The following is a 26712-nucleotide window of genomic DNA, read 5'->3' as shown; positions in this document are numbered from 1 at the left end:
GCTCACTCTTCAGAAGCTGGCTATAGTCGAGAAGCCGGTGCCCATACCCCGAACCAAGGCCCGTGTCTCCGGCCGCTCCATGGGCACAAAGTAGTGATGATCACTTTCGACAATGTCACCAAGCTGTATGACCGGAACTCCCGGCCTGCGCTCAATTCGGTCAGCCTGGATGTGGACCGCGGCGAGTTCGTTTTTCTCGTGGGCGCTTCCGGTTCCGGTAAATCCACGTTTATCCGGTTGATCATGAAAGAGGAGCACGCCACCAGGGGAACGGTCTACGTGGCCGGCGCCAACGTTGCGCGGATCCCCAGCTGGAGGGTGCCGCGGCTGCGCCGCGGAATCGGCGTCGTCTTCCAGGATTTCCGTCTGCTGCCCAACAAGACGGTTTTCGCAAATGTTGCCTTCGCCATGCAGGTGATCGGACGCAGCCGTGCCGTGATCCGTGACTCCGTTCCCGAAGTCCTCAAAACCGTTGGCCTGGAGGGCAAGGACAACCGCCTGCCGCACGAACTTTCCGGCGGCGAGCAGCAGCGCGTGGCCATTGCCCGTGCCATCGTCAACAAGCCGGGCATCCTGCTTGCGGACGAGCCCACCGGAAACCTGGACCCCACCACCTCCCTGGGCATCATGAAGGTCCTGGACCGGATCAACCAGAACGGCACCACGGTGGTCATGGCTACGCACGACGACGACATCGTCAATGCGATGCGCAAGCGCGTGGTGGAACTGCGCAACGGCAAGATCATCCGTGACGAGCAGGAGGGCATCTACCTCGGTGAACCCGAGCCGGCCGGGGAAGCGGATAACCTGCAGACCGACCACCGGGAGAGCGGGGTGTCCGAATGAGGCTTGCATTTGTCCTGGGCGAAATCGGCTCCGGCCTGCGCCGGAACCTGTCCATGGTTGTCTCCGTGATCCTGGTGACCTTCGTGTCCCTGACCTTTGTGGGGGCGGCAGGGCTGCTGCAGCTGCAGATCGGCCAGATGAAGGGCTACTGGTACGACCGCGTGCAGGTTGCCGTCTACCTGTGCACGGACAACGACACGTCCGCATCCTGCGCTTCGGGTGCCGTCACCGACGAGCAGCGGGCCGCCATCGAAGCGGACCTGCAGGCGGACCGGTACGTGGAGAGTGTCGAGTATGAAGACCAGGACACCGCGCTGACCCACTTCCGTGAACAGTTCGCCAACTCGCCGATCGTGGACAGCATCACCGCTGAAATGCTCCCCGAATCCTTCCGCGTGAGCCTGGTGGATCCGGAAAAATACGAGGTCATCAACGAGGCCTTTTCCTCCAAGCCGGGCGTGGAGTCGGTCAGTGACCAGCGTGAACTGTTCGAAAAGATGTTCACGTATCTGAACCTCGCCTCCGTTGCGGCATTGTCCATTGCCGGCGTCATGCTGGTCTGCGCCATCCTGCTGATTGCCACCACCATCCGGCTCTCGGCATTCAGCCGGCGGCGGGAAACCGGCATCATGCGCCTGGTCGGCGCTTCCAAGGCCGTCATCCAGCTGCCATTCGTGCTGGAAGGCGTGATAGCCGCCGTCATCGGCGCGGTCCTGGCCTCCGTTGCCCTCTGGAGCACCGCACACTTCTTTATCGGCACGCTGGCCCGCCAGTACCCCACCACGGCCTTTATTTCATCGGAGCAAGTCCTGTATCTGACCCCCCTGCTACTTGTTCTCGGGGCGCTGCTGGCCGGAGTATCCTCGCTGTTGACACTCCGCCGATACCTGAAGGTCTAGAGTCATGAGCACTGGGAAGAGAATGCTGAAGATCATGGAGAGTCTCGTCAATGGATAATGCTGTGCCTAAACGTAGTGGACGAGCGCCGGCGTCCCGGGCCCTGGCGGCGGTTGCCGCCGTCCTGACCCTGACGCTTTCCGTTGCGTTCAGCAGCACAGCCAGTGCCGACGAGCTGGAGGACCGCAAGGCCGCCATCGAAGCCGAAAAGGAAAAGGTCCACCAGGATTACGAGTACCTCGGCGAAGACATTGCCGAAACGGTGGCAAAGCTCAACGTCTATAAGGGCCAGCTCCCGGCCGCCCAGCAGCAGCTCGCCGACGCCGAAGCACGGGTTGACAGTGCCGCCGGCAAGGTCAGCGCCCTGAACGAACGCGTGGCCCTCGCCCAGGAGACCCACGAGACCATCACCGCGCAGATCGAGAAGGACCGTGAAGACATCGCGGCCACCGAAAAAGCGATCGGGCAGATCGCGTCCCAGGCCTACAAAAACGGCGGCGTCCCGTCCACCCTCTCGCTGATGTTCGGCGCCAAGGGTGCCGACAGCCTCAGTGATTCCCTCGGTATGGCGGAGCAGGCACTCAAGGGCCAGAACGCCGCCGTGGAAAAGCTGTCCGAGCAGAATGCCAACAATGTGAACTCCGAGGCCCGGCTGGTCGCCGTCGCGGACGAGATCAACAAGCTCAAGGCCCAGGCCGAAGAAGCGCTCATGGCCGAGCAGTCCGCCCGTGATTCCGCAGCCGCGGAGAAGCAGAAAGTGGATGACCTCGTTGCCCAGACCTCGGCCATGAACCAGGAGCTGGAAGCACAGAAACCGCAGCTCCAGGCCCAGATGGCCACCCTGGAAAAGGAAAGCGCGCAGGTTACTGCCGACATTGCGGAGAAGCAGCGGGTCCTGCTCGAGGAATACCGGAAGCGCGAACAGGCGCGGATCGATGCCGAGAACCGCGCGGCAGCCGAAGAAGCCGCCCGCAACAACCGTCCCGCTCCGCCGGCTGCCGCCGTTCCGCAGCCCAGCAATCCGTCCTCCTTCGGCCTGCGTTATCCGGTCAACGGTGCCCCGGTCTCCTCCGGATTCGGCTGGCGGGCCACGCCGGCCGGGTCCATCGACTTCCTCGGCAACGGCGGTTACCTGCATTCCGGCATCGACTTCGCCCCGTCCTGCGGCACCCCGGTCCATGCCCCGGCAGCAGGCCACGTGTGGCGGGCAGATCAGGGCGGCGGGGAAATGATCGGCACCGGCAACCGGATTGTCCTCAACCACGGTGTGGTGGAAGGCAATGCCCTGGCGACAAACTATTACCACCTCAACAGTTTCGCGGTCTCCAGCGGGCAGTGGGTCAACCAGGGACAGCTGATCGGCTACGTCGGCAGTACCGGCAACTCCACCGGATGCCACCTGCACTTCGAGACCGTGCTGAACGGCGACCTTGTGGACCCGATGCGGCTGCTGTAGGCCTAGAATAGAATTTTCGTTTCAACCTACTAAGGAGTTGCCCCGTGCCTAAGGAAAGTGGCCGTAAGGTAGTGGCCACCAATCGTAAGGCCCGGCACGACTACGAAATCCTTGATACCTACGAGGCCGGCATGGTTTTGATGGGCACCGAGGTGAAGTCGCTGCGTGAGGGCAGGGCCTCGCTGGTGGACGGGTTCGCTACGTTCTACAACAACGAACTCTGGCTTGAGGCCGCGTATATCCCGGAGTACCTGAACGGAAGCTGGACCAATCACTCCGCCCGCCGCCGCCGCAAGCTGCTGCTGCACCGGGAGCAGCTGGAAAAGATCCTGCGCAAGACCAGCGAATCCGGCTTTACCATCGTGCCGCTGCAGCTGTATTTCCTGGACGGACGGGCGAAGGTGGAGATCGCCGTCGCCCGCGGTAAGCGGGAGTACGACAAGCGCCACACGCTGCGCGAGAAGCAGGACAACCGTGAGGCACTGCGGGCGATGCGGGAGAAGAACCGCGGCGCATGAGTGGAACCTTCTGGGAACCGCAGGGAGAAGAAGCTGAGGTAGCGTCCGCGCGGAAGCCGGTATGGACGTGGATCGTCACGGCCGTCGACCTGTTGATTGTCCTGGCCGTAGTACCGGTGGTGATCCTGGTGGTGGTTCCGTTCTTCGCGGCGTACTACCTCTACCTCGCCTCGCTGCTGGTATGGATTGCGCCTGTCCTGGTTCTGGCGAACATTGCCCTCTTCGCATGGGCTTTCCGCAGCAAGGCCCCGGGCATGACCGCGCTGAGTATTCTTTCGGTCCTCTTTGTCCTGATCTCGTGGATCCTGCTGGTGGTCTGGGGATCCCCCGTGGTGGTCTTTGGAATCCGGCTCTGAGTCCGTCCCGGCAGCATGCGCTATAATAAGTGTTCCGGCTTCGGCCGGATTGGTAACTCAATAAGGGGATGACCGGTTTCGACGATGTTTTGTTGAGACAGGGGAAGCGGGCCGAGGATACAGGGTTATCTCGTTAACGATCTCTGTAAACCAATAAGTGCCGAATCAAAGCGCACTGACTTCGCTCTTGCTGCCTAAGCAGTAAGGCATAGTCCGTCAGCCCGGGGATGCTCTCGCCCCGGTGCCTGGCGTCATTTAGAGGGCCACTGCTGAACACCTTCGCCGTTGGGGTGTTCGGGACTTTTAGACGGCTGGGTCCGGATCAGCCACTTGTCTGCGTGATGGCTGGGACCGAGAAAATCCGATGCAGACTGCGCCCGGAGAAGCCCTGACAAAGCGACATCGGACGGGGGTTCGATTCCCCCCATCTCCACTGAGAATCTCCAGCCGAAGCGGGGAGTGTCTACGGACGCTCCCCGCTTCGGTCGTTTAATCCGGAAACCCTCAGGAGAGTTGTTTCTCACACCTGCCGGGTTTCACCCGTCACGGAGCAGAATCCCGTACGCCCGGGCACGGGGCGTTGGTAAACTTTCATTTAGGCAGTACCCGCGCCGGCATGATCCGGAGCGGGCGGTATAACCGGTCGCAAGACCTCGTAGGAGACGCACCACTTTATGCAAAGCCCGGCACTCGAATCCCAGCATGATGACCTTTGGAACCGACGCTATGACCCCAATGTCGCCGAGGTGAACCAGCTTTGCGACGCCCTGGCTGAAATGAAGCCGGGAAGCCAGGTGCCCTACATCGATCCCATGCACGACATCGGGGAGTGCCGGATCGTCAGCCTGTTTTCCAATATCGGCACCGCCCACGAATCAGGGTTCATCACCGCGGGTGACAACGACGCCGTCGCACGGCTTCTCGGGGTGCACTGGCAGGCGGGGCTGCGGCCTGAGTTCGTGATGCCGTGGAACGCGTATCCCTGGCACGTACCGGGCGAACCCAACGGCAAGCTGACCAAGGAACAGGTCCAGGAAGGACTGCGGCCGCTGCTGCGCTTCCTGGCGCTCGTGCCCCGCGCCTCCGTCATCGTGGCGCACGGCACCGAGGCCCAGCGCCTGGCAGCACTGTTCCTCAAGACCGAGAACCGGATGATCTACCGCCGCAGCATCAAGGTCTACAAGGCACGCGCACTCTCCGGCCGTTCTTTCGGTGCCACCGCAGAACGGCAGCAGGAAGCCCTTGATGACATGCGCGCCGCGTATACCGATGCGATGGCCCGCACCGGGCTGACCGCCGCACGCTAGCGCGGCCGGAGCTGCGCCGGCTGCCCCGGGACCGTCCCCGCCGCAGAGCGTTGGGGATGAGTCCCGGCGCCGCGGCTAGGCGTCGGAGGAGTTACCTGCCGCGTCCACAACACCGATGAAGCGGGAACCGACACCGGGGTACTCGGTGCGCACCGCACCCGCGGGCAGTTCAGGAAGTTCCCGCACACGGTGGTCCTCACACGCGATGAAGGTGAATTCCGGCCACCACTTCTTCGGCCGGGCCGCTTCCGTGTATCCGCAGACGGAACAGGAAAGCTGAACCCATACCGGCCGCTTTCCGGTGCGGTTGGCCCGGGACTGGACCAGCCACCCGGGCGGGTCGGCCTGCAGCCGCGCCAGGTCGGCGTCGTCCATCCGTGGGGGAATGCCGTGGCGCGTGGCCATTTCGAGCGGAATATCTAGGATCTGTGCGGCTTCGCGTCGTGTAATCATCGCCTTAAACGATACCGGGGCGGGCACCACCCGGACTAACGCTGCCGTCCTCAGGTGATACCCGCCCCGCACGCGTCCTAGGCGGGAGATGACTCGAAGAACGCTTCCCGGAGGTTGGCTTCCTGGTCCTTCGAGAGGTTCGTGTAGATCAGTTTCGCCCCCGAGTAGTCCTTGAATGCCTCCGCAACCCGGTCCTCGACCGCGTTGCTGGACAGGACGAACAGCGCCGAAGTTCCGGGCGTTACTTCGTTCCGCACCCGGGCGATGAAATCGTCGTTAATGCCGACGTCCACCATCGATCCCGACATTGCGCCGATGGCGGCGCCCACCGCGGCGCCGATGAGCGGAACAAAGAAAATGAGCCCAAAGAGGAGCCCCCAGAAGCCGCCCCCCAGGGCGCCTGCCCCGACGAGGTTGTGTTCCTGGATGGTCTTGGGCTTCTTCCGCCCTTCGGGCCACGTCACGATGGCCTCGTCCTCGACATTGATGAGGCCCTGGGACTGCAGGCTGGCGAGTGTCTGCGTGGCGCGTTCCGCAGCATCCGCATCCGAAAACTTCCAAACGGTCAGTGTTGCCATGGCAGTTACTCCAAACGGTTGAGTTCGGGACAGGTCCGCACACGGGACCTGTCGGCAGCGCCAACGTTAGTGCCGCGTATCGGCGCGGACAAGGAAAACGGGCGACCCGGGCAGAGGCTGCGCAGTAACCCCCGGCGACCCTGTGCGGGCTGCCGGCCCGGACGTATTATGCAGAGCACATGCTGAAAGGACGGATGTCCATGCCGGCTACCAACGGACCCGCCTGGTGGACCAACGCCGTCGTCTACCAGATCTATCCCCGCAGCTTTGCCGACTCCACCAGCGACGGTATCGGCGACCTCGGCGGCATCATTGAGCATCTGGACTATCTGGCGGACCTGGGCATCGACGTGGTGTGGCTGTCACCGATCCAGCAGTCACCGCAGTTCGACAACGGCTATGACATCAGTGACTACCGCCGGATCGATAAGATGTTCGGCACGGAAGAACAGTTTGACCGGCTGCTGGCAGGACTGCATGAACGCGGTATCCGCCTGATCATGGACCTGGTGGTCAACCACACATCCAGCGAATATCCGGGTTTCCAGAGCTCCAGATCATCCAGGATGTCACCGAAGCGGGACCGGTACTGGTGGCGGGACGCACGGCCGGGATTCGAGCCGGGCGAGCCGGGTGCCGAGCCGAACAACTGGCGGTCCTTCTTCGGCGGTTCGGCGTGGACCTTCGATCCGCTCACCCGGCAGTACTACCTGCACCTGTTCACGCCGCAGCAGCCGGACCTGAACTGGGAAAGCACCCGGGTGCGGGCCAAGGTGTACGCCATGATGAACTGGTGGCTGGACCGGGGCGTGGACGGATTCCGCATGGACGTCATCAACTTCATCTCCAAGCACCCAGCATTGCCGGACGGCGTAGTGGATCCTTCCGGCATCTGGGGTGACGGGTCGCCCTATTTCATTTCCGGGCCGCGCATCCATGAGTTTATGCAGGAAATGCACCGCGAGGTCTTTGACGGACGCAGCGGAGAATATCTGACCGTGGGGGAGACTCCGGGAGTGACCGTCGACGAGGCGCTGCTCTTCACCAACCCGCGGCGGCGCGAGCTGGATATGGTCTTCCAGTTTGAACACATCAGCCTGGACCAGGGAAAGGACAAGTTCGACTACCGGCAGCTGGACCTGACGGATCTGAAGACAAGCTGGAACCGCTGGCAGCGCGGGCTCGCAGACACCGGCTGGAACAGCCTCTACCTGAATAACCATGACCAGCCGCGCGTCGTGTCCCGTTTCGGTGACGACACCCGGTACCGGTATGAATCCGCCACCCTGTGGGCCACCCTGCTGCATCTGCAGCGGGGAACCCCCTACATCTACCAGGGCGAGGAGATCGGCATGACCAATGCCGGGTTCACCTCGATCGACCAGTACCGGGACGTGGAATCGCTGAACTACTACGCGGAGGCCCTCGAACGGGGTGAGGACCGGGAACGGGTCCTGGAAGCGTTGCGGCGGATGAGCCGGGACAACGCCCGCACCCCCATGCAGTGGACGGCGGGAGAGTATGCGGGTTTTTCCGACGTTCCGCCGTGGATCGAACCGGCAGCGTCCTATCCCGAGGTCAATGTGGAAGCGGACCGCGCCGCGGCCCGGTCCGTCTTCCGGTATTACCAGGAGTTGATCCGGCTCCGGCACGAGTCGGACCTTGTTTCGCTCGGGGATTTCCAGATGCTGGATCCGGCCCATCCCACCCTGTTCGCCTTCCGGCGTACCCGGGGCGACCGGGCGCTGCTGGTCCTGGGCAATGTATCCGGCGAGGAGCTGGGGGTGCCGTCCAACCTGGAATCCGGCAGCCTTCTCCTGGGGAATTATGCCGACGCCGGCGACCGCCACCTGCTGCGCCCCTGGGAGGCGCGCATTCTGGATGTTTCCACGTACACGGGCGGCTGAACGCAGTTACTGGGCGGTCAGGCTGCGGCTGTACAGATCCGCCAGCTCCGCATAGCCGCCGGACCGGACTGCGGCGCGCTGCCGGTCGGCGCCGGTTCCCCTGCCCTGCAGCCGTGCCACACCCGCAGCCACGAAATCGGAGTCGCCGGCGTCCTCCAGCGCCGGTGCAACGAACTCCAGCAGGGCGGACAGGTGCTCGGCCGCGGGAATGCTGCCGCCGGGATGCGACACGAGGTTCCCGTGCATGCCGAAACGGGCGGCTTGCCAGAGCCCGGCGTCGAGCAGCTCCGGATCGGGGACAGCCGCCGGTACGGACGCGGGCACGGCCGACGCCAGCGTATCCACCAGTGCCCGCACCAGGGCTGCCAGCAGCAGGGTGTCCCGGGCCTCCAGCTGGGCGTCGGCGATCCGGACCTCCACCGTCGGGAAGTTTTCGGACAGCCGGGCCGCCCAGCCTACGTGCCCGGCGTCGAGCACCACGTCGGTGTCCAGCAGCCCTTGAAGCCTCCGGGCATAGTCCTGGGCATCGGAGAAAACCGGCGGGCAGCCCTGGACCGACCAGCGCCGGTAGTGGACCATCCGCCAGCTGGCGAAGCTGCTGTCCTGTCCGCGCCAATAGGGGGAGTTGGCGGCAACGGCACCCAGCAGGGCGAGCCAGGGGCGGAGTCCGTTCAAGACCCGCACACCGGTGTCACGGGAGTCAATGCCCACGTGGATATGGGTGCCGTTGACGTATTGTTCGTGTGCGACGGCGCCGGTCAGGACGCCCATCCGCCGGTACCGGTCCGAGGAATTGAGCACCGGAGGGACATCGGCGATCCGCGGCGCCGCACCAGTGGCGGCTACGCGTACCCCCGCAGCTGCCGCGGCCGCTGCCAGCCGGGAGCGGAACCCCAGCAGCGCGTCCAGGGCTTCGTGCCTGGTGGTGCAGACCCGGGTGGAGCTCTCCACCTGTGCGTCCAGCAGTTCGGCGGAAGTGGTGAAGGCGCCCTGCCCCGGGGAGATCAGCGCGCGCGTCAGTTCCTGGGCTCCGGTGGGAAGCCCGGTCCGGGCGTCCATCAGGAGGAACTCTTCTTCGATGCCGAAGGTGAAAACCATGTGCATTTCTCCCTGCACCAATCACGCCGGACTTCGACAATTGTATGTAGGTGGGGGAGCCGGCGCATCAGGCCGCCCGTACCGCCCGCCAGGTCAGCGTGAGGTACGGCAGGTCCAGCACGTCCCCGGGGGCGTGGCCCAGGTGTTCGTAGAGGTACCAGGACAGGTTTGTGGTGAGTTTCTGCCGGGTGGCGGGGCTGGCCGAAAGATAGAACGCCCGTGACCGGGCCAGCTCAAACAGGTCTTCGGGGGTCATCGGCTGCGTCCAGGCGACGGTGGAGGACTCGTCCAGTCGAAAGCCCGGACCGGGCTCCGGCCGAAAGCCCGGCCGCAGGACATCGCCGGCATGGATGATGCGTGAATAGCGGTGCACCCACGGGACGCTGACGTCCAGCTGGTTCCACACCAGGCCGACGACGCCGTGCGGCCGCAGGATACGGTCGAACTCCCGGCCGGCTGCCGCCGGGTCGCACCAGTGCCAGGCCTGGGCAACGGTCACGGCATCCAGGGAGGACGGGGGCAGGCCCGTATCTTCGGCCGTGCCGACCTTTACCGGAACCTCCGGCAGCAGCCGGGACAGCTGTTCGAGCATGTCCCGGGACGGGTCCACGGCGCAGACGTTCAACCCGGCGGCACGCAGTTCCCGGGTGTATTTGCCGGTGCCGGCCCCGATGTCGGCCACGTCCCGCACCGCAGGGGCGTCCGGGTCGGCGGGACGGTCGAACAGCCAGCGCACGGCCTCGGCGGGATAGCCGGGACGGATGCGGTCATAGTGTTCCCCGCCCGCCTGGTAGCTGTCCGCCAGCTGCCGGCGGCGCAGAGCCTCGAGCCGGGGTCCGGAAGTGCCCACAGTTACAGCAGGTCGTCCAGATCGGGATTCAGGCGCTGCAGCACTTCGCTGTGGAGCGTCCCGTTGGTGGCCAGAGCGTTTCCGCCGAACGGCCCGTCTTCTCCCTCAAGTGAGGAGAAACGGCCGCCGGCCTCGGTGATGATCGGTACAAGGGCAGCCATGTCATAAAGGTTAAGCTCGGGCTCGCAGGCAATGTCCACGGCGCCTTCGGCCACCATGCAGTAGGACCAGAAGTCGCCGTAGGCACGGGTACGCCACACGGACTCGGTCAGGTCCAGGAACTCTTCAAGGTTGCCGCGGTCCTTCCAGCCGCCCAGGCTGGAGTAGGACAGCGAGGCGTCCGCCAGCCGGGACACGTTGGAGACGCGCAGCCGGGTGGCTGCCGCCAGGGACCGGCCCATATAGGCTCCGGTTCCGGTGGCTGCCCACCAGCGCTTGCCCAGCGCGGGGGCACTCACGACGCCGACAACGGGCACGCCGTCGTCGACCAGGGAGATCAGGGTGGCCCAGACGGGGACGCCGCGGATGAAGTTCTTGGTGCCGTCGATCGGATCGATGATCCACCGCCGCGGGCCGGAGCCGCTGGAACCGAATTCCTCGCCCAGGACGGCGTCGCGGGGACGGGCGCGGGAAAGCTGCCCGCGGATGGCGTCTTCGGCGGCCTTGTCGGCATCGGTGACCGGGGTGAAGTCCGGCTTGGTCTCGATCTTCAGGTCCAGGGCCCGGAAGCGGGACATGGTCTGGTCATCCACGGAGTCGGCCATCACGTGGGCCAAGCGCAGGTCATCGTTGTAGTTCTGAACGAACGGCATACTGTCCAACTTATCCTTAGTCGGCGGGCACATCCCCGCATTACACCCGTTAGCGGGCGATGTCTGGTAAATCCCGCGGCCTTCGACCGGGCGGGGAGGCTATTGCTCGCCTAGCTCCTTGGCGGAGGACTTGTTCTCCGTGCGGGTACCGGTACCCAGCAGCCGGCGCAGGGAGGCAAGCCGTGCGGGTCCGGCGGGGCCGGCGTGTCCGCCCTCCACCCACGGGTCCAGCCCGCAGCCGACGGCGACCGAATCGTGCCGGCAGCCCCGCTCGCAGTCCGCGGTGCCCGGCTCCAGGTCGGGGAAGGCCTGCAGGATCCGGTCCGGGTCCACATGGGCCAGGCCGAAGGAGCGGATACCCGGGGTGTCGATGATCCAGCTGCCTGCCGGTGAATCGCTCAGCCGCAGCGCCAGGGCGGAGGAGGAGGTGTGCCGGCCGCGTCCGGTGACGGCATTGACGCCGCCGGTGGCACGGGCGGAACCCGTCAGGGCGTTGACGAGGGTGGACTTGCCGACGCCTGAGGGCCCCACCAGGACACTGACGTTGCCCTTGAGGACCTCGTGGAGGGCCTCGACCGCGGTGCCCTGCAGACGGGCGGACAGGCCGTCGTCGGAGCGCGCATCGATGCCGGAGGCGTCCGCTGCAGCGGTGCGGCTGATGATGACGTCCATGTCCAGGTGTTCGTAGTTGGCCAGCAGGTCGGCCGGGTCCTTGATGTCCGCCTTGGTGATGCACAGGACGGGGGAGATCCCGGCGTCGTACGCCGCCACGAGGGCGCGGTCGATGAAGCCGGTGCGGGGTTCGGGGTTGGCTGCGGCCACCACGATCACCAGCTGGTCGGCGTTGGCCACCACCACGCGTTCCACCGGATCCGTGTCGTCGGCGCTGCGGCGCAGCAGGGTTCGGCGTTCCTCGACGCGGACCAGCCGGGCGAGGGTGTCCGGGGCGCCGGTGACGTCGCCGACCAGTGCCACCAGGTCTCCGGCCACCACCGGGGTGCGCCGCAGTTCGCGGGCACGGGCGGCAATAACGGTGCGTTCGGTGTCGGTGTCTTCATCCACCACGGCGGTATATCGGCCGCGGTCGACGGTGATGATCCGGCCGATGACGGCGTCGTCATGGGCGGGGCGGTCCTTGGTGCGGGGCCGGGAGCCCTTTTTATTGGGGCGGACGCGGACGTCGGACTCGTCCCAGCCGCTGGTGCTGCGTGTCATGGTCAGGCTCCCGCCGATCGGGTCAGCTGCTGCCAGAGTTCGGGGAACTGGGGCAGTGTCTTGGCTGTGGTGTCAATGTCTCGGACGACGACGCCGGGAACGGCCAGGCCGATCAGTGCGCCGGCGGTGGCCATCCGGTGGTCGGCATAGGTTTCCCAGGTGCCGGCGTGCAGTTCCGCGGGCCGGATCACCAGCCCGTCCGCTGTTTCCTCCGCGTCTCCGCCGAGCCGGCGGATTTCGGTGACGAGTGCGGCCAGCCGGTCGGTTTCGTGGCCGCGCAGGTGGGCAATGCCGGTAAGGGTCGACGGCGAGTCGGCCAGGGCGCAGACGGCGGCAACCGTGGGGGCCAGTTCGCTGGTGTCGGCCAGGTCTGCGCCGGTGATGCGGCCGGTGCCGGTGACGGTGAGGGTGCCGTCCGCCAGATGCACGGAGGCTCCGAGCGCCGGGAGGATGGTCCGCCATTTATCGCCCACCTGGGTGGTGGAGGCGGGCCAGCCGGTCATCCGGACCGTTCCTCCCGTAACAAGAGCTGCGGCGAGGAAGGGGCCGGCGTTGGACAGGTCCGGCTCAACCACGGTGTCGAAAGCGCCCACGGGACCGGGAGCCACACGCCATTCGTTGGGGACGGAATCATCAACGTCCACTCCGACGCCGCGCAGCACCGAGACGGTCATGGCAATGTGGTCCGGGCTGGGCAGCGTGCTGCCGCGGTGGACGAGATGCAGTCCGTCATCGAAGCGCGGTGCTGCGAGCAGCAGGGCCGAGACGAACTGGGAGGAGGCTCCGGCGTCGATCTCCAGGCGGCCCCCGGCGATGCGCCCGGAGCCGGTGACGGTGAAGGGAAGGGCTCCGGTGCCGCCGTCGTCCACCCGGACGCCGAGGGCGCGCAGGGCGTCGATGACGGCGCTCATGGGCCGGGTACGGGCATGGGGATCACCGTCGAACGCGGTGGTGCCGCCCGCGAGGGCAGCCAGGGGCGGCACGAAACGCATCACCGTTCCGGCCAGGCCGCAGTCCACCCGGCGCGTAGCCGGGGCGGCTGCGGGGAGGGGATCAATCAGCAGGTCCGGGCCGAAGGCGCCGTCGCCGCTGACCTCCGTAACTGTTGCTCCGAGGCTCCGCAGGGCGGAGACCATCAGCTCCGAATCCCGCGAATGCAGGGGTGCCCGCAGCCTGGACCTGCCGTCCGCAAGGGCGGCCAGGACCAGGTATCGGTTGGTCAGCGACTTCGAACCCGGCACGGAGACGGTTGCGTCCACGGGCGAGGTCACGAAGGGTGCCGGCCAGCTGGCCGGCACCCCGGCATTCGGAGCACTCATTGCTGCTAGGAACCGACGATGTCCGAAGCGGCGTGGGACACGGCCTTGAGCTGCTTGCGTGTGCCCTTCGAAACCGACTTCGATACTGCCCGGGTCCTGCGGCTGGTATCCGAGGCCAGGTGGCCGGCACGCCAGGCCAGGCCCGGACGGCCGTTGGTGTCGACGGCGGCGAGCAGGACGCCGCCGATGAGGGAGAGGTTCTTGAGCAGCTGGTTGCGCCGTTCCTTGCGCTCTGCGGCGGTGGAAGCCTCGGCGTTGCGGTACTCCACCACGGAGTTCAGGGCGGCGGTCCCGGCCAGCAGGAGGGATGCCAGACGGGCGAACTTGCCCATGCCGAGCATCGAGGCAGCGCCTACCTGCGTGTAGCCGACAACCTTGGCTACGAGAGCGGGGTTGGACGTGAAGGCTGCGGCCGAAGGAACGGTGCTGCCGATCTTCTTCAGCGTGGGGGTGAGCTGTTCAGCGGTCTGGTCAGCATTCCGAAGGCGCTCAACGCCTACGGCTACGAAACCGGTGGCGAGCAACGGGCGGGCAATCAAACGGACTATCGACATAAGTGCACTCCTGGGAAATTCATCAGTGACGCGTACAAAAACGGCATGTGGTGCTGCTTCCACCTTAGTCTGGCATTTTGCGGCACCGCACACGTGCGCGTTCGCGTGCCGCCCGGGTTCTCCTGGCTGTTGCCCGGGGGAGGGGCGGGAATAGGGGGCCGGGCGCCGTCGTTGGAACGGGTATCAGGATGTGCTTTGTCGACAGTCAGGAGAAATGCATCGTGCCAGCCGCCACGCTGACTACAGCGCGGAATGTCCGCGGGCCGAAGCTACACGTACGGGTTCCGGCCCGCACCGTAGACTGGGAGGTGATGAGAACTGATGCGCCGGAAGGCAGCCCCCACGTGGAAGACTTCGAGCTCGATGTTGCCACCGAAACGGATGAGGCACGCAAGCTTCGCTTTGAGCAGGACGCCATGCAGTATGTGGACCAGCTCTATTCGGCGGCCATGCGCATGGCGCGCAACCCCTCCGACGCGGAGGACCTGGTGCAGGAGGCCTACACCAAGGCGTTCTCCGCTTTTCACCAGTACCGGCCGGGGACGAACCTCAAGGCCTGGCTGTACCGGATCCTGACCAACACGTACATCAACCTCTACCGGAAGCGGCAGCGGGAGCCACTGCAGGCCAACTCCGACGGCGTTGAGGACTGGCAGCTGGCCCGCGCGGCGGAGCACAGCTCCACCGGGCTCCGGTCCGCTGAAGCGGTTGCACTGGACCACCTGCCGGATTCCGATGTCAAGGACGCCCTGCAGTCCATCCCGGAGGAGTTCCGGCTTGCCGTGTACTTCTCCGATGTGGAGGGGTTCGCGTACAAGGAAATTTCAGAAATCATGAACACGCCGATCGGCACCGTGATGTCGCGGTTGCACCGCGGGCGCAAGATGCTGCGCGAGCTCCTGGCGGAGTACGCACATGAACGCGGCATCAAGGGCAAATTGCCCGCAGCCGAAGCCGCCGGCGCATCAACCAAGAAACAGGGGAATGAGCTATGAGCGATTGCCAGAGCCTGGGCGATTGCGACGACGCCCGCATCGAACGGCTGTATGAATACCTGGACGGCGCCCTGTCCCACGACGACCTCGTGGAAATCAAGGAGCACCTCGACGGGTGCCCGGAGTGCGCCCAGGAACATGACCTGGAGTGCGTGATCCGTTCAGTCGTGAAACGGTCCTGCACCGAGGCAGCGCCTGAGACGCTGAAGGCCAGCATTCTCACGCGCATCAGCCAGATCCAGACGGCAGACCACTAGGATTCCGATGCGGCGTAACAGTCGCAGACGTAAAAGAACCCCCGGCACCAATTGGTTCCGGGGGTTCTTTTTGCCTGACCAACTGGTCACGCGGCTACCTAAGCTCTGCTTAGGCGTTGGGACGCTTACCGTGGTTAGCGCCGCCGCGCTTACGGTCACGACGCTTGCGTGCACGCTTGCTCATAGCTGCCTCCTTCGATTCTTGAAAGTTCTGCCCTCCAGTGTCCCACATGCCTCACGTGCACGCCTAACGCGCGCCGGCAGTGCGGCATCGGGCCGGGACGGCCGGTGCGGCGGCGCAATTACCCGGCCGCCTAGACGAATGCCGATTTCCCGGTCATGGCCCGCGCCACAATCAGGGAATTGATCTCGTAACTGCCCTCGTAGGTGTAGAGGATTTCGGCATCGCCGAACAGCTTGCCCATCTCGTAGTCCGTGCTGATCCCGTTGCCGCCCAGCAGGGACCGCCCCATGGCCACCGATGCCCGGGCCAGCCGGGTAGTGGTGGATTTGGCCATCGCTGCCTGGACCATCTCGAGCTTCCCGTCCTGCTGGATGGTGGCCAGCTGGGCCATCAGTGCGAGCGAGACGGAGGCGTTGCCCAGAATTTCCGCCAGCTGCTGCTGGATCAGCTGGAACCGGGCGAGCTCCTTGCCGAACTGCTTCCGGCTCAGGGCATAGGAACGGGCGACGTCGAAGGCGGCCAGCTGAATGCCGGCGGCCTGCCAGCCCACCCAGGCACGCGAATCGCGCAGTAGTTCATTGGCTTTGGAAAAATCGGTGGCACCCGGCAGCAGGTTGGCTGCCGGAATACGGATTTCATCGAGCACGATGTCCGCGTTCTGCATGATCCGCAGCCCGATCTTGTTTGCGATCTTTGTTGCGGTGTAGCCGGGGCGGTCCGTCTCGACGAGAAAGCACTTAATCTGCTGGTCGGCGGCGTCCCTCGCCCAGACCAGGGCAAAGTCGGCGATGGTGCCGGCACCGATCCAGCGCTTGGCGCCGTTGATCACCCACTCGTCCCCCTCGCGGCGCGCCGTGGTGGCCAGCCCCCCGGCTATGTCCGATCCGTGCTCCGGCTCGGTCAGGGCGAAGGCTCCGATCTGCGTGAGGGCGGTGAGTCCCGGCAGCCAGCGCGCCTTCTGCTCCTCGGAGCCGAGCTGGTTCACCATGCCGACGATCAGTTCGTTGTGGATCCCCACCAGGGCGGAGAGGGAAACGTCGGCCCGCGCGACCTCCGCGTACATCAGTCCCTTGAACAGCTTCGAGGTTCCGTCCGTCTGCAGCCCGCCGAGGCCGTATTTCCCCAGCTCCGCGACCAGCTCGAAGGGGAATTCCTCCCGGTTCCAGTAGTCGATCGAAGCCGCCCGGATCCGGGACTGGAGGAAGGTCCGGACCTCCCGGTACCGGACCTGTTCCTCGGGAGGAAGCAGGTCGGCGATGTACATGAGGTCAACGTCCGGGAACGGCGGGCCCGGCGCGTTGTTCTCCTCCATGAGGTCCTGACCGGCGGCACGTCTTTGTGGCTGCACGGGCGAGCATCCCTTCGTCATGACCCGGCAGAAACGAACCGGCTCTTCCAAACCCTTGGACGTCCAAGTATATTGCAGAGTGACGGGGATCACTATCCGGCCGGTTTCGGACGGGGTCCGGAGCCCGGACGACGGCGGCGGGCCGGCGGGCGGGCGAAGCCGACCTTCCGTCCCTGAGAAAGCTAGGCTGGGGCCCATGACAGCCAGAACGGGAAGCCGGAGGTGCCGTGGCAATGCCGCTGCCGCGTGATCCGATAGCGGACGCCAGAGGAAACTGGGAACGGCACGGCTGGTCCGACGTCGCCGCACCGATGGCTGCCGTCACAGCCATCATGCGGACCCAGCAGATCCTGCTGGCCCGGATCGAGGGGGTCCTGAAGCCGTTCGGGCTGACGTTTGCCCGGTACGAACTCCTCACTCTGCTGAGCTTTGCCCGCAGCGGGGCGCTGCCCATGAACAAGGCCAGCGCGCTTCTCCAGGTGCACCCCACCTCGGTGACGAACGCCGTCGACCGCCTGCAGGACGCGGGACTGGTGATCCGGTCTCCGCACCCGACAGACGGACGAACCACCCTGATCGAGCTCACCCGGGAGGGACGGACGCTGGCCCGGCAGGCAACTCTGGCACTGAACTCGGCGGTGTTCGCACAGTCCGGATTCGGCGAGCAGGATATAGACGAGCTGATCCGGATCCTGGGCAGCTTCCGCAGGAATGCCGGCGACTTCAGCGGCTGACCCCGCGGCGGGATGTGCGCGTCAGCGGTGGGTAAAGTCCGGTTTGCGCTTCTCGACGAAGGCCGCCATGCCTTCCTTCTGGTCATCTGTGGCGAACAGCGAGTGGAAGACGCGCCGTTCGAAGAGCACCCCCTGGGCGAGCCCTGTCTCGAACGCCGCGTTGACGGCTTCCTTGGCAACCATGGCCACCGGCTTGGATTTGGAGGCGATCACCGCCGCAGCGTTCAGGGCTTCCTCCACCACGTCCGCAGCCGGCACCACGCGGGACACCAGGCCGGCACGTTCGGCTTCCGCGGCGTCGATGAAGCGCCCGGTCAGGATCATGTCCATTGCCTTGGACTTTCCGACGGCGCGGGTGAGCCGCTGGGAGCCGCCCATGCCGGGGAGTACTCCGAGGTTGATTTCCGGCTGGCCGAATTTGGCGTTGTCTCCGGCGATGATGAAATCGCACATCATCGCGAGCTCACAGCCGCCGCCCAGGGCGAATCCGGACACGGCAGCTATCACCGGAATGCGCAGGCGGGTCAGGTCCTCCCAGCCGCGGAACCAGTCCGCCGCATACATGTCCATGTAGCCCTTGGACTGCATTTCCTTGATGTCCGCCCCGGCGGCGAAGGCCTTGCCGGATCCGGTGATCACGACCGCCCCGACCGCGGGATCGGCGTCCATGGCGGTCAGGGCGCCCACGAGTTCGTCCATGGTGGCCTTGTTGAGTGCGTTCAGCGCCTCGGGCCGGTTGAGCGTTACGAGCCCCACCCGGCCGCGCTGCTCTACGAGAATGTTGGTGTACTGCTCCGTCATGTCCGGCCCCTCGGCTGCTGGTTCAAATCGTGCTGGTCGAATCGTGGTGTGCAAAGTCGTTTGTGCAGTAGAACTAGTGCGCGGACTTGTCCCGGATATCGGTGATGATGCCGGAGAAGTCCCGGCCCGCGCCGCCTTCGGCAGCAAAGTCATCGTAGATGGCAGAAGCGAGCGGTCCCAACTGCGCGGCGACCCCCGTGCTTTCCAGCGCATTGAGGGCCAGCTTCAGGTCCTTCGCCATCAGGGCTCCGGCGAAACCCGGCTGGTAGTCGCGGTTCGCCGGGCTGGCCGGCACCGGACCCGGCACGGGACAGTTGGTGGTCAGCGCCCAGCACTGGCCGGAGGCCGCGGAGGCAACATCGAACAGGGCCTCGTGGGTCAGGCCCAGCTTTTCGCCGAGCACAAAGGCTTCACTGACCGCGATCATCGAGATGCCAAGGATCATGTTGTTGCAGATTTTGGCGGCCTGGCCTGCACCGTGGTCCCCGCAGTGGACCACGCGCCGGCCCATCACCTCGAGCATCGGCTGAACTGCTTCGAAATCCTCCGGCAACGCGCCCACCATAAAGGTCAGAGTGCCTGCTTCGGCGCCCACGACGCCGCCGGAAACCGGTGCGTCCACCGCCCGGTGGCCGGCAGCCACGGCGAGTTCGGCTGCCTCCCGCGCCTCGTCCACGTTAATGGTAGAGCAGTCCAGGAAAAGGGTGTTGGGGGCGGCAGCCTCGAGCAGGCCCGGCTCGCCGCCGGTGCCCCGGTAGGCGTCCAGCAGGTGTTTGCCGCTGGGCAGCATGGTGAGGACGACGCCGGCGCCGGCCACCGCCTCCGCGGCGCCGGCGGCTGTGGCAATGCCGTTCGCCTTAGCGGTTTCGAGGGCAGCGGGCATCAGGTCGAAGCCGGTCACGGAGTATCCGGCGTTGATGAGGCGAAGGGCCATCGGCCCGCCCATATGGCCCAGTCCGAGGAAGGCGATCGGAGCGGTCCGCTCCCCGTTGCCCCGCGCCGGAGTTGCTGGTTCAGACATTGTTGTGCTCCTTGGAAAGTCTCAGTTCACGGTTACCCAGCGGCGCAAAATAGGATTCGACGTCCTCGTCGCTGACCTCTGCCAGCGTGGCGGGCTGCCAGCGCGGAGAATAGTCCTTGTCCACCACCTGGGCGCGGATGCCCTCCCTGAAATCGGATCCGGCGAGGAACCGCAGTCCCACCCGGTACTCCTGTTCCAAGGCTTTCTCCAGCGTCAGTCCCTTCACCCGGCGCAGGGATTCCAGCGCCACTTTTACTGCCGTTGGTGACTTGGCTGCTATCGCCTCGGCGGCCTTGGCCGCCTCCTCCCGGCCCTGCCCGTCGAAGGCCCGCAGCCGGCGCACAATCTCCCCGGCGTCGTTCCCCGTGTAGCAGGCGTCAATCCAGTCCTGCCCTGCGAGTCCGGACGGCGGTGCCGCCTCTGCGAAGCGCGCGACGGCGGCCTCCACCGCCTCGTGCTCCAGGGCAACGGCAAAGCTCGCCAGCTTCGATGACGGAATGAAGAAGTCCGCGAAGCCCAGGAATACTGCATCGGCGCCGCTGAGGTGGGCCCCCGTGAGTGCTGCATGGGTGCCGGTCTCCCCGGGTGCGCGGGAGAGCAGCAGGGTTCCGCCGACGTCGGGCACGAAGCCGATGGTGGTCTCCGGCATGCCCAGCCGGGTGCGTTCCGTGACGATCCGGACGGATCCGTGGGCGGAAATTCCGACTCCTCCGCCGAGGACGAGACCGTCCATCAAGGCCACATACGGCTTGGGGTAGTTCGAAATGAGCAGGTTGAGCGTGTATTCCTCCGCCCAGAAAGCGGCTGTGGCGTTGCCGCCGTCGAGCATGTCACGGTAGATGGCCACGATGTCGCCCCCGGCACACAACCCCCGGTCGCCCGCCCCGCGCACCAGGACGGCCGCCACCGCGTCGTCGTCGGCCCAGAGCCTGAGCTGCTCCAGCATGGCCGAGGCCATGCCGGCCGTCAGCGCATTAACCGCCCGGGGCCGGTTGAGCGTTACCACCCCGAGCCGGCCGCGGCGTTCGAACAGCACCTCCGCAGCGGCAGGCCTGTCCGGGACCATGGCCGCCATCAGCTGCCTTCCGGCATCACGAAGCTGGCGCCGGTGCGGATCCCCGACGGCCAGCGGGTGGTGACCGTCTTGGTCTTGGTATAGAAGCGGAAAGCGTCTGCGCCGTGCTGGTTGAGGTCGCCGAATCCGGAAGCCTTCCAGCCGCCGAAGGTGTAGTACGCGATGGGGACGGGAATGGGGACGTTGATGCCCACCATGCCGACCTGGACCCGGCTGGCGAAGTCACGGGCGGAGTCGCCGTCGCGGGTGAAGATGGCCACGCCGTTACCGAACTCGTGCTCGTTGCACAGCCGCAGGGCCTCGTCGTAGTCCTCTGCCCGGAGCACGCTGAGCACGGGTCCGAAGATCTCTTCCTTGTAAATCGTCATGTCCTTGGTGACGTTGTCGAAGAGGGTGGGCCCCACCCAGAAGCCGCCCTCGTAACCCTCTACCGCCAGGCCGCGTCCGTCGGCCAGCAGGGTGGCGCCCTCATCCACGCCGACCTGGATGTACCCTTCGATCCGTTCCTTCGCGGAAGCCGCCACGACCGGGCCGAAATCCGAATCCCCGGCGAGGCTGTGGCCGACCTTCAGGTCCGCGATCCGCTCCTGGAGCTTCGCAACGAGTGCGTCGCCGGTCGCCCTGCCGACCGGGACGGCCACGGAGATCGCCATGCAGCGTTCACCGGCGGAGCCGAAGCCGGCACCGATGAGGGCATCAGCGGCCATGTCCAGATCGGCGTCCGGCATGATGACCATGTGGTTCTTCGCGCCGCCGAAACACTGGGCGCGTTTTCCGTGGGCAGCGGCAGTGGCATAGATGTACTGCGCAATCGGCGTGGAACCGACAAAGCCGATGGCAGATACCCGCGGATCCTCCAGCAGTGCATCCACTGCTTCCTTGTCGCCGTTGACCACATTGAAGACGCCGGCCGGAACGCCTGCCTCCGTAAAGAGCTCGGCAAGCCGCAGCGGCACGGAAGGGTCCCGTTCGGAGGGCTTGAGGATGAAGGAATTGCCGGCGGCCAGGGCGGGGCCGGACTTCCAGAGCGGAATCATGGCGGGAAAGTTGAACGGCGTGATGCCGGCTACGACGCCGAGCGGGGAGCGCAGCGAGTGGACATCGATGCCGGCCCCGGCATTGTCCGAAAACTCGCCCTTGAGCAGGTGCGGGGCGCCGGCAGCGAATTCCACCACCTCGATACCGCGCTGAATGTCGCCCTTCGCGTCGGGGAGGGTCTTGCCGTGTTCGGAGGACAGCAGGGTGGCCAGTTCCTCCAGGTTCTGGTTCACCAGGTCCACGAACTTCAGCAGGATCCGGCCGCGCCGCTGCGGGTTCATGGCCGCCCATTCCCGCTGGCCCTTTTCCGCGTTGGACACAACGTTGCGGACTTCCTCGGTGCTGGCCAGGGGCACCCTGGCCTGCACCTCGCCCGTGCAGGGATCGTAGACGTCGCTGAAGCGCCCGGAGGTACCCCCAACATGCTGTCCGTCAACGTAATGGGATAGCTCGCGAACCATAATGGAATGCTCCTTTGCACCGTGGAATTTCGAAGCCGCACCACGGCTGAGTGTGAGCCGGGACACTGTCTTCCCACCCCAACATAGTCGGACATCCAACTAAATTCCAGACTGCCGGTACGCCGGATACCGCAGGCCCGGCCGCATCTTTACCATGACACCGGGAACGACGACGGCGGCGCCGCGGGGAAGAAGGTCTTCCGCCGCTGACGCCGCCGCCGCGGTTCGTGCTTACCCTATTCGCCGTTTCCGGCCGCCAGCAGCGCATTGCGCTGCTCGCGGCGGTAGGCCTGCTCCGCCGGGTCAGGCACCGGGGCCGCTGCCAGCAGGCGGCGGGTGTACGGATCCTGCGGGTACTTCAGGACCTGCTCGGTGGAGCCCTGCTCCACCATCCTGCCCTTGTTCAGCACCGCGATGTGGCTGGCCAGGATCTCCACCACCGCCAGGTCGTGGCTGACGAACAGGCAGGCGAAGCCGTACTCCCGCTGCAGTTCCTGCAGCAGTGCCAGGACGCGTGCCTGCACGGACACATCCAGCGCCGACGTCGGCTCATCGGCCACGAGCAGGGACGGACGAAGTGACAGGGCCCGGGCGATGCCCACGCGCTGGCGCTGGCCGCCGGAGAGCTCATGCGGATACCGGTTGCGGAAGCTCTTGGGAAGCTGGACGTCGTCCAGCAGGTTCTCCACCCGCTTATCCAGCTCGGACTTCGAGAGCTTCTCATGCAGGAACAGCGGTTCGCCAATGCTCTCACCGATGGACATGCGCGGGTTCAATGAGGCCGCCGGGTCCTGGAACACGATGGCGAACTTCCGCCGCAGCGGGCGCATCTTTTTCGGAGAGAGGCCGGCGATGTCGGTCCCGTTGATCCGGACACTGCCCTCGGCCACCGGCAGCAGGCCGGTGACGGCGCGGCCGATGGTGGACTTGCCGGAGCCGGATTCGCCCACCAGGCCCATGACTTCACCCGGCATGATGGTGAAGGCGACATCCGACACGGCACGGAAGGCCGGCTGGCGGAACCGTCCCGGATACTCGATGGCGACATTCTCGAGCTGCAGGGCAGGCGTCTGCGAGGACGTTGGCTCGGCAACCTCCTCGGAGGCCTTCAGGACGGCACGGGGCGCCTCGGTAATCTGCAGGGAGCCGTCATCCTCCACCTCGACCGCTGCCAGTACGCCGCCCACCTTCGAGCCCAGGTGCGGGACGGCGTCGAGCAGTGCCTTGGTGTAGTCCTGCTGCGGGGCGCCGAAGAGGTCGGCTGCGGAGGCCGCTTCAACGATCCGGCCGTTCTGCATCACGATGACGTTGTCGGCGAGGTCGGCCACCACACCCATGTCATGCGTAATGAGCAGGATGGCGCTGTTCAGGCGTTTGTTGAGCTTGCGCAGCAGCTCAAGGACTTCCGCCTGCACGGTGACGTCCAGCGCGGTGGTGGGTTCATCGGCGATCAGCAGGATCGGGTCATTGGCAATCGCGATGGCGATCATGGCCCGCTGGCGCTGCCCGCCGGAGAACTGGTGGGGGTAATTCCCGTACCGGGTTTCCGGGTCCGGGATCTCCACCATGCGCAGCAGCTCGATCGCGCGTTCCTTCGCCTCGGCCGGGGAGGCGTCCGTGTGCTGCTCGATGATCTCCTTGACCTGTTCACCCACTGTCAGGACCGGGTTCAGGGCGGTCATGGGTTCCTGGAAGATCATGGCAATGTCGTTGCCGCGGATCCTGCGCAGTGCCGACTGCGGGGCACCGATGAGCTCCTTGCCGAGCAGCTTCGCGCTGCCTTTGGAGCGCCCGTTGCCGGGCAGCAGGCCGAGCAGCGCCATGGAGGACATGCTCTTGCCGGAGCCGGACTCGCCGACAATGGCAAGGATTTCCCCGGGGTACACCCGGTAATGAACGTCTTCGGCGGCCATGACCCATTCGTTGTCGACACTGAAATCTACGCCGAGTCCGGTGACCTCAAGGATGGGGGAGCCGGTCCCCGTTGCCGGGGCGTCGCTGTATACCGGGGTGGAGGTCATTGCTTGTTCCTTGTCTGTCGGGGATCGAACGCATCCCGGAGCCCGTCGCCGATGAAGTTGACGGCGAGGGCAATGGCCACAATGAACACGCCCGGCCAGAGGAAGACCCAGGGGCGCACGGTCATGGCGGAGCGGTTCTCATTGATCAGCTTGCCCAGCGAGGTGTCAGGTTCCCGCACGCCCAGGCCCAGGAAGCCCAGGGCGGTTTCGAGCAGGATGGCGCCGGAGATGGCCAGCGTGGCCGAGACGATGATGACGCCTACGGTGTTGGGCAGGATGTGCTTGAAGATGATCCGGGCCGAGCTTGCACCCACGGACTTGGCCGCCTCGACGAATTCCTTCTCCCGAAGGGAAAGGAACTCGCCGCGGACAATCCGGGCGAGCCCGGTCCAGGTGAGCATGCCCAGGAAGACGGCGAACACCACGATGCCGGCCTTGGCCACGATCGTGGACAGCACCGCCGCGACCACCAGCAGGGGGATGGTGATGATGACGTCGGTGAAGCGCATCAGGACGGCTTCGACCCTGCCTCGGTAGTAACCGGCCAGAGCGCCGACGACGGTACCGATGACGGTGCCGACAATGCCGACAATGAAGGCGATGATCAGCGAGATCTGCGCCCCGCGCATGGTCATGGCGAAGTAGTCCCGGCCCAGGGCGTCCTGGCCGAACGGGTGGTCGCCCAGCCCGGTCCAGGACAAGGTGGGCCTGCCGCCGTCGGCGGTTTCCTGCACTTCGGAGAAAGTGTGCTGCCACCAGCCCGGAATGTGCAGCGGGCCGATGTTGAAGCCGATGGAGGAGAACGCCAGCACCACAATGAAGACCAGGCTGATCATTCCGCCCATGGCGCCCTTGTGCCGCAGGAAACGTTCACGCACCAGCTTGGACTGGCTCTTGGCCTCGGTGATCTTCGGTTCAGCGACGATCCCCCGGGTTGCAGGGGAGTCCGCCGTGACGGTCCGCTGGCTCTCCAGCGTCATGGCCGTCAGCTCCGGACTGCTTTCCTTCGGCCCGTCCGCGGAAATCTTGTTGTCAGTCATAGTTCTACCAATCAGTTCAGGCTGATGCGCGGATCGAGGAACGCGTACGCGATGTCAGCCAGCATGTTGAAGGTCACCGCGGCCACACCCGTGACGAGGAAGAACGCCATGATGACATTGGGGTCCACGTGCTCCAGGCCGTCGGTGAACATCTTGCCCATGCCGTTCCAGCCGAACACCGATTCCGTGACTACGGCGCCGCCGAGCACACCGGCGAAGTCGAAGGCCATCAGAGTGGTGATCGGGATCATTGCGTTGCGGAACGCATGCTTGACCACGACGGTCCGTTCGCTGAGCCCCTTGGCCCGTGCGGTGCGGATGTAGTCCTGGGTCATCACGTCCAGCTGGCTGGCGCGTGTGTAGCGGGTGTACATGGCAAACGAAATCAGCATGATCGCGATGGTCGGGAGCACCAGGTACAGCGCGTAATCGAGATTCACTTCCCAGAAGGTTCCCTCGAGGTTGGGCGTTGAGGAACCGGTGGTGGGAATGGGCCGGCCTCCGGTCTTGCGGGACAGCGTCGGGTAGGCGTGAAGGAGTGAATCCAGGAACACGATGGAACCGATCAGCAGGCCGACGACGGCGGTAAGCTGCCGGGTCTGCTTCGCGTACGGTCCGCCCACGAAGTGCCCGATGGCAGCGGAAACGGCGACGGTCACCAGTGCCAGGCCGGCAATGGTCAGCCAGTCGGGGTCTTTCATGATGCCCATGGTGAGCAGGTAACCGACGAAGCCCGCGGCAGCAGTGGCGAGGGCAGCGTAGATAATCCGCCGGCGCCGGAAACCGGCGAACAATGCCGTGACTCCGAGGGCGATGGCGAAGGCACTTACCAGAATGCCGGCAGGACCGAAGCCGGGGGTCTTGAACCAGCCGCTCATCAGCAGCAGCAGCATAGTGACGGAGGTGGCCACCGAGGCGACAGCGAAGACCTGCAGCCGGCGGCGGCGGTCCCCGCCGATAATGATCATCCAGATCAATCCGGCGACCAGCCCCAGCAGCACTATGCCCAGATAGGACATGGTCGGATTGCCGAGCCAGGTGTTGAGGCTGATGGCCAGGTACTGCTTGAGGAGCGTGGAGAGCCAGAAGAGCGGCATGGAGAAGAGGAGGAAGGCGACGAACGTGATGGAGTAGTCGAACACGCTGTACTGCCGCAGTGCGGTGACGACGCCGATGAGTACGCCGAGGACGATCGCGAGCACCGTTGCCACGACCACCAGGCGGAAGGTGGAACCGACGGCGGATTCCAGCTGGGCGATCACGGGGTTGCCCGCGCGGTCCAGGCCCAGGGTGCACTGGGCGCCGCCGGGAATGATGCAGCGGCCGATTTCCTGCAGCCAGAGCAGATAGCGCATGTAGACGGGCTGGTCCAGATGCATGGCTTCGGTCCGGGCGGCTATCCGGGATTCCCGGTCCGCGTTGCGCAGCTCCGCCAGGTCCCAGAGCGGATCGCCGGAATTGACAGCCAGGACAAACATCAGCGCGGTGGCGGCCAGGAGGATAAAGAACGACGTCACCGCTCTTTTAAGAATGAAATAGAACACCGTGGGGCTCCTTGGGGTGGGACTGAA

Annotated in this window: 27 protein-coding genes and 1 other RNA gene; 11 read left to right on the top strand and 17 right to left on the bottom strand. The window is 65.5% G+C overall.

Annotated features, from left to right (window positions below; genetic code table 11):
* The first annotated feature begins 96 nt into the window (after positions 1 to 96).
* The 7 genes from ftsE to N2K95_RS11415 all read left to right on the top strand — a co-directional run bounded on the left by ftsE (position 97) and on the right by N2K95_RS11415 (position 5380).
* Positions 97 to 846 (top strand): cell division ATP-binding protein FtsE, encoded by a 750-nt coding sequence (gene ftsE / locus N2K95_RS11445; RefSeq protein WP_260651652.1) that lies wholly within the window; start codon positions 97 to 99, stop codon positions 844 to 846.
* Positions 843 to 1745, top strand: coding sequence for a permease-like cell division protein FtsX (gene ftsX, locus N2K95_RS11440; protein WP_260651651.1), 903 nt, complete (start codon positions 843 to 845; stop codon positions 1743 to 1745). Before ftsE ends, ftsX begins: the two co-directional genes overlap by 4 nt.
* 62 nt (positions 1746 to 1807) lie before the next feature.
* The gene (locus N2K95_RS11435; RefSeq protein ID WP_260651650.1) at positions 1808 to 3199 is read left to right on the top strand and encodes a M23 family metallopeptidase; all 1392 of its coding nucleotides are present in this window, start codon (positions 1808 to 1810) and stop codon (positions 3197 to 3199) included.
* A 44-nt stretch (positions 3200 to 3243) separates the two neighbouring features.
* The gene (smpB, locus tag N2K95_RS11430; RefSeq protein ID WP_229950528.1) at positions 3244 to 3717 is read left to right on the top strand and encodes an SsrA-binding protein SmpB; all 474 of its coding nucleotides are present in this window, start codon (positions 3244 to 3246) and stop codon (positions 3715 to 3717) included.
* A complete protein-coding gene (locus N2K95_RS11425) occupies positions 3714 to 4073 on the top strand; it encodes a hypothetical protein (RefSeq protein WP_260651649.1) in 360 nt (119 codons plus the stop codon). Before smpB ends, N2K95_RS11425 begins: the two co-directional genes overlap by 4 nt.
* A gap of 64 nt (positions 4074 to 4137) precedes the next feature.
* Positions 4138 to 4509, top strand: a transfer-messenger RNA (tmRNA) gene (ssrA, locus tag N2K95_RS11420).
* Between the two features lie 238 nt (positions 4510 to 4747).
* Positions 4748 to 5380 (top strand): uracil-DNA glycosylase family protein, encoded by a 633-nt coding sequence (locus N2K95_RS11415; RefSeq protein WP_260651648.1) that lies wholly within the window; start codon positions 4748 to 4750, stop codon positions 5378 to 5380.
* 75 nt (positions 5381 to 5455) lie between these two features.
* Here N2K95_RS11415 and N2K95_RS11410 read toward each other — a convergent pair whose 3' ends face one another.
* Positions 5456 to 5833 (bottom strand): hypothetical protein, encoded by a 378-nt coding sequence (locus N2K95_RS11410; RefSeq protein WP_260651647.1) that lies wholly within the window; start codon positions 5831 to 5833, stop codon positions 5456 to 5458.
* Between the two features lie 77 nt (positions 5834 to 5910).
* Positions 5911 to 6411, bottom strand: coding sequence for a DUF1269 domain-containing protein (locus tag N2K95_RS11405; RefSeq protein WP_255790102.1), 501 nt, complete (start codon positions 6409 to 6411; stop codon positions 5911 to 5913).
* A gap of 200 nt (positions 6412 to 6611) precedes the next feature.
* On the opposite strand from N2K95_RS11405, the gene N2K95_RS11400 reads away from it, so the two are divergent.
* Positions 6612 to 8318 carry an alpha-glucosidase gene (locus N2K95_RS11400; RefSeq protein WP_407080080.1) on the top strand — a complete coding sequence of 569 codons (1707 nt, stop codon included), beginning with the start codon at positions 6612 to 6614 and terminating at the stop codon, positions 8316 to 8318.
* 6 nt (positions 8319 to 8324) lie between these two features.
* Here the strand turns inward: N2K95_RS11400 and N2K95_RS11395 are convergent, their stop codons facing one another.
* From N2K95_RS11395 to N2K95_RS11370, 6 genes are all read right to left on the bottom strand, one after another.
* Positions 8325 to 9416 carry a carboxylate-amine ligase gene (locus tag N2K95_RS11395; RefSeq protein WP_260651645.1) on the bottom strand — a complete coding sequence of 364 codons (1092 nt, stop codon included), beginning with the start codon at positions 9414 to 9416 and terminating at the stop codon, positions 8325 to 8327.
* Between the two features lie 67 nt (positions 9417 to 9483).
* Positions 9484 to 10266 (bottom strand): class I SAM-dependent methyltransferase, encoded by a 783-nt coding sequence (locus N2K95_RS11390; RefSeq protein WP_260651644.1) that lies wholly within the window; start codon positions 10264 to 10266, stop codon positions 9484 to 9486.
* Positions 10267 to 10268: 2 nt separating this feature from the next.
* A complete protein-coding gene (gene hisN, locus N2K95_RS11385; RefSeq protein ID WP_260651643.1) occupies positions 10269 to 11078 on the bottom strand; it encodes a histidinol-phosphatase in 810 nt (269 codons plus the stop codon).
* A gap of 99 nt (positions 11079 to 11177) precedes the next feature.
* A complete protein-coding gene (gene rsgA / locus N2K95_RS11380) occupies positions 11178 to 12293 on the bottom strand; it encodes a ribosome small subunit-dependent GTPase A (RefSeq protein ID WP_260651642.1) in 1116 nt (371 codons plus the stop codon).
* 2 nt (positions 12294 to 12295) lie between these two features.
* Complete coding sequence (aroA, locus tag N2K95_RS11375; RefSeq protein WP_260651641.1) at positions 12296 to 13612, bottom strand: 3-phosphoshikimate 1-carboxyvinyltransferase; 1317 nt, start codon at positions 13610 to 13612, stop codon at positions 12296 to 12298.
* A gap of 5 nt (positions 13613 to 13617) precedes the next feature.
* Entirely contained in the window at positions 13618 to 14166 is a 549-nt protein-coding gene (locus tag N2K95_RS11370; protein ID WP_255790087.1) for a DoxX family protein, read from the bottom strand.
* A gap of 311 nt (positions 14167 to 14477) precedes the next feature.
* On the opposite strand from N2K95_RS11370, the gene N2K95_RS11365 reads away from it, so the two are divergent.
* Both N2K95_RS11365 and rsrA read left to right on the top strand, forming a co-directional pair.
* A complete protein-coding gene (locus tag N2K95_RS11365; RefSeq protein WP_255790086.1) occupies positions 14478 to 15161 on the top strand; it encodes a sigma-70 family RNA polymerase sigma factor in 684 nt (227 codons plus the stop codon).
* A complete protein-coding gene (rsrA, locus tag N2K95_RS11360; RefSeq protein ID WP_255790082.1) occupies positions 15158 to 15418 on the top strand; it encodes a mycothiol system anti-sigma-R factor in 261 nt (86 codons plus the stop codon). The genes N2K95_RS11365 and rsrA overlap by 4 nt, the downstream gene beginning before the upstream one ends.
* Before the next feature lie 109 nt (positions 15419 to 15527).
* Here the strand turns inward: rsrA and N2K95_RS16325 are convergent, their stop codons facing one another.
* Together N2K95_RS16325 and N2K95_RS11355 are read right to left on the bottom strand one after the other, a co-directional pair.
* Positions 15528 to 15602: a 50S ribosomal protein bL37 gene (locus N2K95_RS16325; protein WP_104061284.1), complete on the bottom strand. Its 75-nt coding sequence runs from the start codon at positions 15600 to 15602 to the stop codon at positions 15528 to 15530.
* Between the two features lie 130 nt (positions 15603 to 15732).
* Positions 15733 to 16914, bottom strand: coding sequence for an acyl-CoA dehydrogenase family protein (locus N2K95_RS11355; RefSeq protein WP_260653792.1), 1182 nt, complete (start codon positions 16912 to 16914; stop codon positions 15733 to 15735).
* A gap of 263 nt (positions 16915 to 17177) precedes the next feature.
* Between N2K95_RS11355 and N2K95_RS11350 the strand changes: the two genes are divergently transcribed.
* Entirely contained in the window at positions 17178 to 17684 is a 507-nt protein-coding gene (locus N2K95_RS11350) for a MarR family winged helix-turn-helix transcriptional regulator (protein WP_260651640.1), read from the top strand.
* A gap of 21 nt (positions 17685 to 17705) precedes the next feature.
* Here N2K95_RS11350 and N2K95_RS11345 read toward each other — a convergent pair whose 3' ends face one another.
* The 7 genes from N2K95_RS11345 to N2K95_RS11315 all read right to left on the bottom strand — a co-directional run bounded on the left by N2K95_RS11345 (position 17706) and on the right by N2K95_RS11315 (position 26658).
* Positions 17706 to 18485 carry an enoyl-CoA hydratase gene (locus tag N2K95_RS11345; protein WP_260651639.1) on the bottom strand — a complete coding sequence of 260 codons (780 nt, stop codon included), beginning with the start codon at positions 18483 to 18485 and terminating at the stop codon, positions 17706 to 17708.
* A gap of 73 nt (positions 18486 to 18558) precedes the next feature.
* Entirely contained in the window at positions 18559 to 19506 is a 948-nt protein-coding gene (gene mmsB / locus N2K95_RS11340) for a 3-hydroxyisobutyrate dehydrogenase (protein WP_260651638.1), read from the bottom strand.
* Complete coding sequence (locus N2K95_RS11335) at positions 19499 to 20581, bottom strand: enoyl-CoA hydratase/isomerase family protein (RefSeq protein WP_260651637.1); 1083 nt, start codon at positions 20579 to 20581, stop codon at positions 19499 to 19501. The genes mmsB and N2K95_RS11335 overlap by 8 nt, the downstream gene beginning before the upstream one ends.
* The gene (locus N2K95_RS11330; RefSeq protein WP_260651636.1) at positions 20581 to 22080 is read right to left on the bottom strand and encodes a CoA-acylating methylmalonate-semialdehyde dehydrogenase; all 1500 of its coding nucleotides are present in this window, start codon (positions 22078 to 22080) and stop codon (positions 20581 to 20583) included. Before N2K95_RS11330 ends, N2K95_RS11335 begins: the two co-directional genes overlap by 1 nt.
* A gap of 236 nt (positions 22081 to 22316) precedes the next feature.
* Positions 22317 to 24101, bottom strand: a complete 1785-nt coding sequence (locus N2K95_RS11325; protein WP_260651635.1) for an ABC transporter ATP-binding protein — start codon at positions 24099 to 24101, stop codon at positions 22317 to 22319.
* The gene (locus tag N2K95_RS11320) at positions 24098 to 25141 is read right to left on the bottom strand and encodes an ABC transporter permease (RefSeq protein ID WP_260651634.1); all 1044 of its coding nucleotides are present in this window, start codon (positions 25139 to 25141) and stop codon (positions 24098 to 24100) included. The genes N2K95_RS11325 and N2K95_RS11320 overlap by 4 nt, the downstream gene beginning before the upstream one ends.
* 11 nt (positions 25142 to 25152) lie before the next feature.
* Positions 25153 to 26658, bottom strand: coding sequence for an ABC transporter permease (locus N2K95_RS11315; RefSeq protein WP_260651633.1), 1506 nt, complete (start codon positions 26656 to 26658; stop codon positions 25153 to 25155).
* Positions 26659 to 26712: the final 54 nt, after the last annotated feature.

It is taken from the genome of Arthrobacter zhaoxinii, from assembly GCF_025244925.1.
In the GTDB taxonomy this organism is placed as follows: Bacteria; Actinomycetota; Actinomycetes; order Actinomycetales; family Micrococcaceae; genus Arthrobacter_B; species Arthrobacter_B zhaoxinii.
The sequence above is the reverse complement of the archived record's forward strand: the minus strand, read 5'-3'. Positions and strand labels throughout refer to the sequence as shown.

Bases quoted from the DNA above. Each gene is read 5' to 3' on its own strand.
- N2K95_RS11355 (WP_260653792.1), bottom strand. From the start codon at position 16,914: ATGGAGGAGAACAACGCGCCGGGCCCGCCGTTCCCGGACGTTGACCTC.
- N2K95_RS11395 (WP_260651645.1), bottom strand. From the start codon at position 9,416: ATGGTTTTCACCTTCGGCATCGAAGAAGAGTTCCTCCTGATGGACGCC.
- N2K95_RS11400 (WP_407080080.1), top strand. From the start codon at position 6,612: ATGCCGGCTACCAACGGACCCGCCTGGTGGACCAACGCCGTCGTCTAC.
- N2K95_RS11415 (WP_260651648.1), top strand. From the start codon at position 4,748: ATGCAAAGCCCGGCACTCGAATCCCAGCATGATGACCTTTGGAACCGA.
- ftsE (WP_260651652.1), top strand. From the start codon at position 97: ATGATCACTTTCGACAATGTCACCAAGCTGTATGACCGGAACTCCCGG.
- mmsB (WP_260651638.1), bottom strand. From the start codon at position 19,506: ATGTCTGAACCAGCAACTCCGGCGCGGGGCAACGGGGAGCGGACCGCT.
- N2K95_RS11325 (WP_260651635.1), bottom strand. From the start codon at position 24,101: ATGACCTCCACCCCGGTATACAGCGACGCCCCGGCAACGGGGACCGGC.
- N2K95_RS11425 (WP_260651649.1), top strand. From the start codon at position 3,714: ATGAGTGGAACCTTCTGGGAACCGCAGGGAGAAGAAGCTGAGGTAGCG.
- rsgA (WP_260651642.1), bottom strand. From the start codon at position 12,293: ATGACACGCAGCACCAGCGGCTGGGACGAGTCCGACGTCCGCGTCCGC.
- N2K95_RS11335 (WP_260651637.1), bottom strand. From the start codon at position 20,581: ATGGCGGCCATGGTCCCGGACAGGCCTGCCGCTGCGGAGGTGCTGTTC.
- N2K95_RS11370 (WP_255790087.1), bottom strand. From the start codon at position 14,166: ATGTCGATAGTCCGTTTGATTGCCCGCCCGTTGCTCGCCACCGGTTTC.
- N2K95_RS11365 (WP_255790086.1), top strand. From the start codon at position 14,478: ATGAGAACTGATGCGCCGGAAGGCAGCCCCCACGTGGAAGACTTCGAG.
- N2K95_RS11410 (WP_260651647.1), bottom strand. From the start codon at position 5,833: ATGATTACACGACGCGAAGCCGCACAGATCCTAGATATTCCGCTCGAA.
- ftsX (WP_260651651.1), top strand. From the start codon at position 843: ATGAGGCTTGCATTTGTCCTGGGCGAAATCGGCTCCGGCCTGCGCCGG.
- N2K95_RS11320 (WP_260651634.1), bottom strand. From the start codon at position 25,141: ATGACTGACAACAAGATTTCCGCGGACGGGCCGAAGGAAAGCAGTCCG.
- rsrA (WP_255790082.1), top strand. From the start codon at position 15,158: ATGAGCGATTGCCAGAGCCTGGGCGATTGCGACGACGCCCGCATCGAA.
- N2K95_RS11405 (WP_255790102.1), bottom strand. From the start codon at position 6,411: ATGGCAACACTGACCGTTTGGAAGTTTTCGGATGCGGATGCTGCGGAA.
- N2K95_RS11330 (WP_260651636.1), bottom strand. From the start codon at position 22,080: ATGGTTCGCGAGCTATCCCATTACGTTGACGGACAGCATGTTGGGGGT.
- N2K95_RS11345 (WP_260651639.1), bottom strand. From the start codon at position 18,485: ATGACGGAGCAGTACACCAACATTCTCGTAGAGCAGCGCGGCCGGGTG.
- aroA (WP_260651641.1), bottom strand. From the start codon at position 13,612: ATGAGTGCTCCGAATGCCGGGGTGCCGGCCAGCTGGCCGGCACCCTTC.
- hisN (WP_260651643.1), bottom strand. From the start codon at position 11,078: ATGCCGTTCGTTCAGAACTACAACGATGACCTGCGCTTGGCCCACGTG.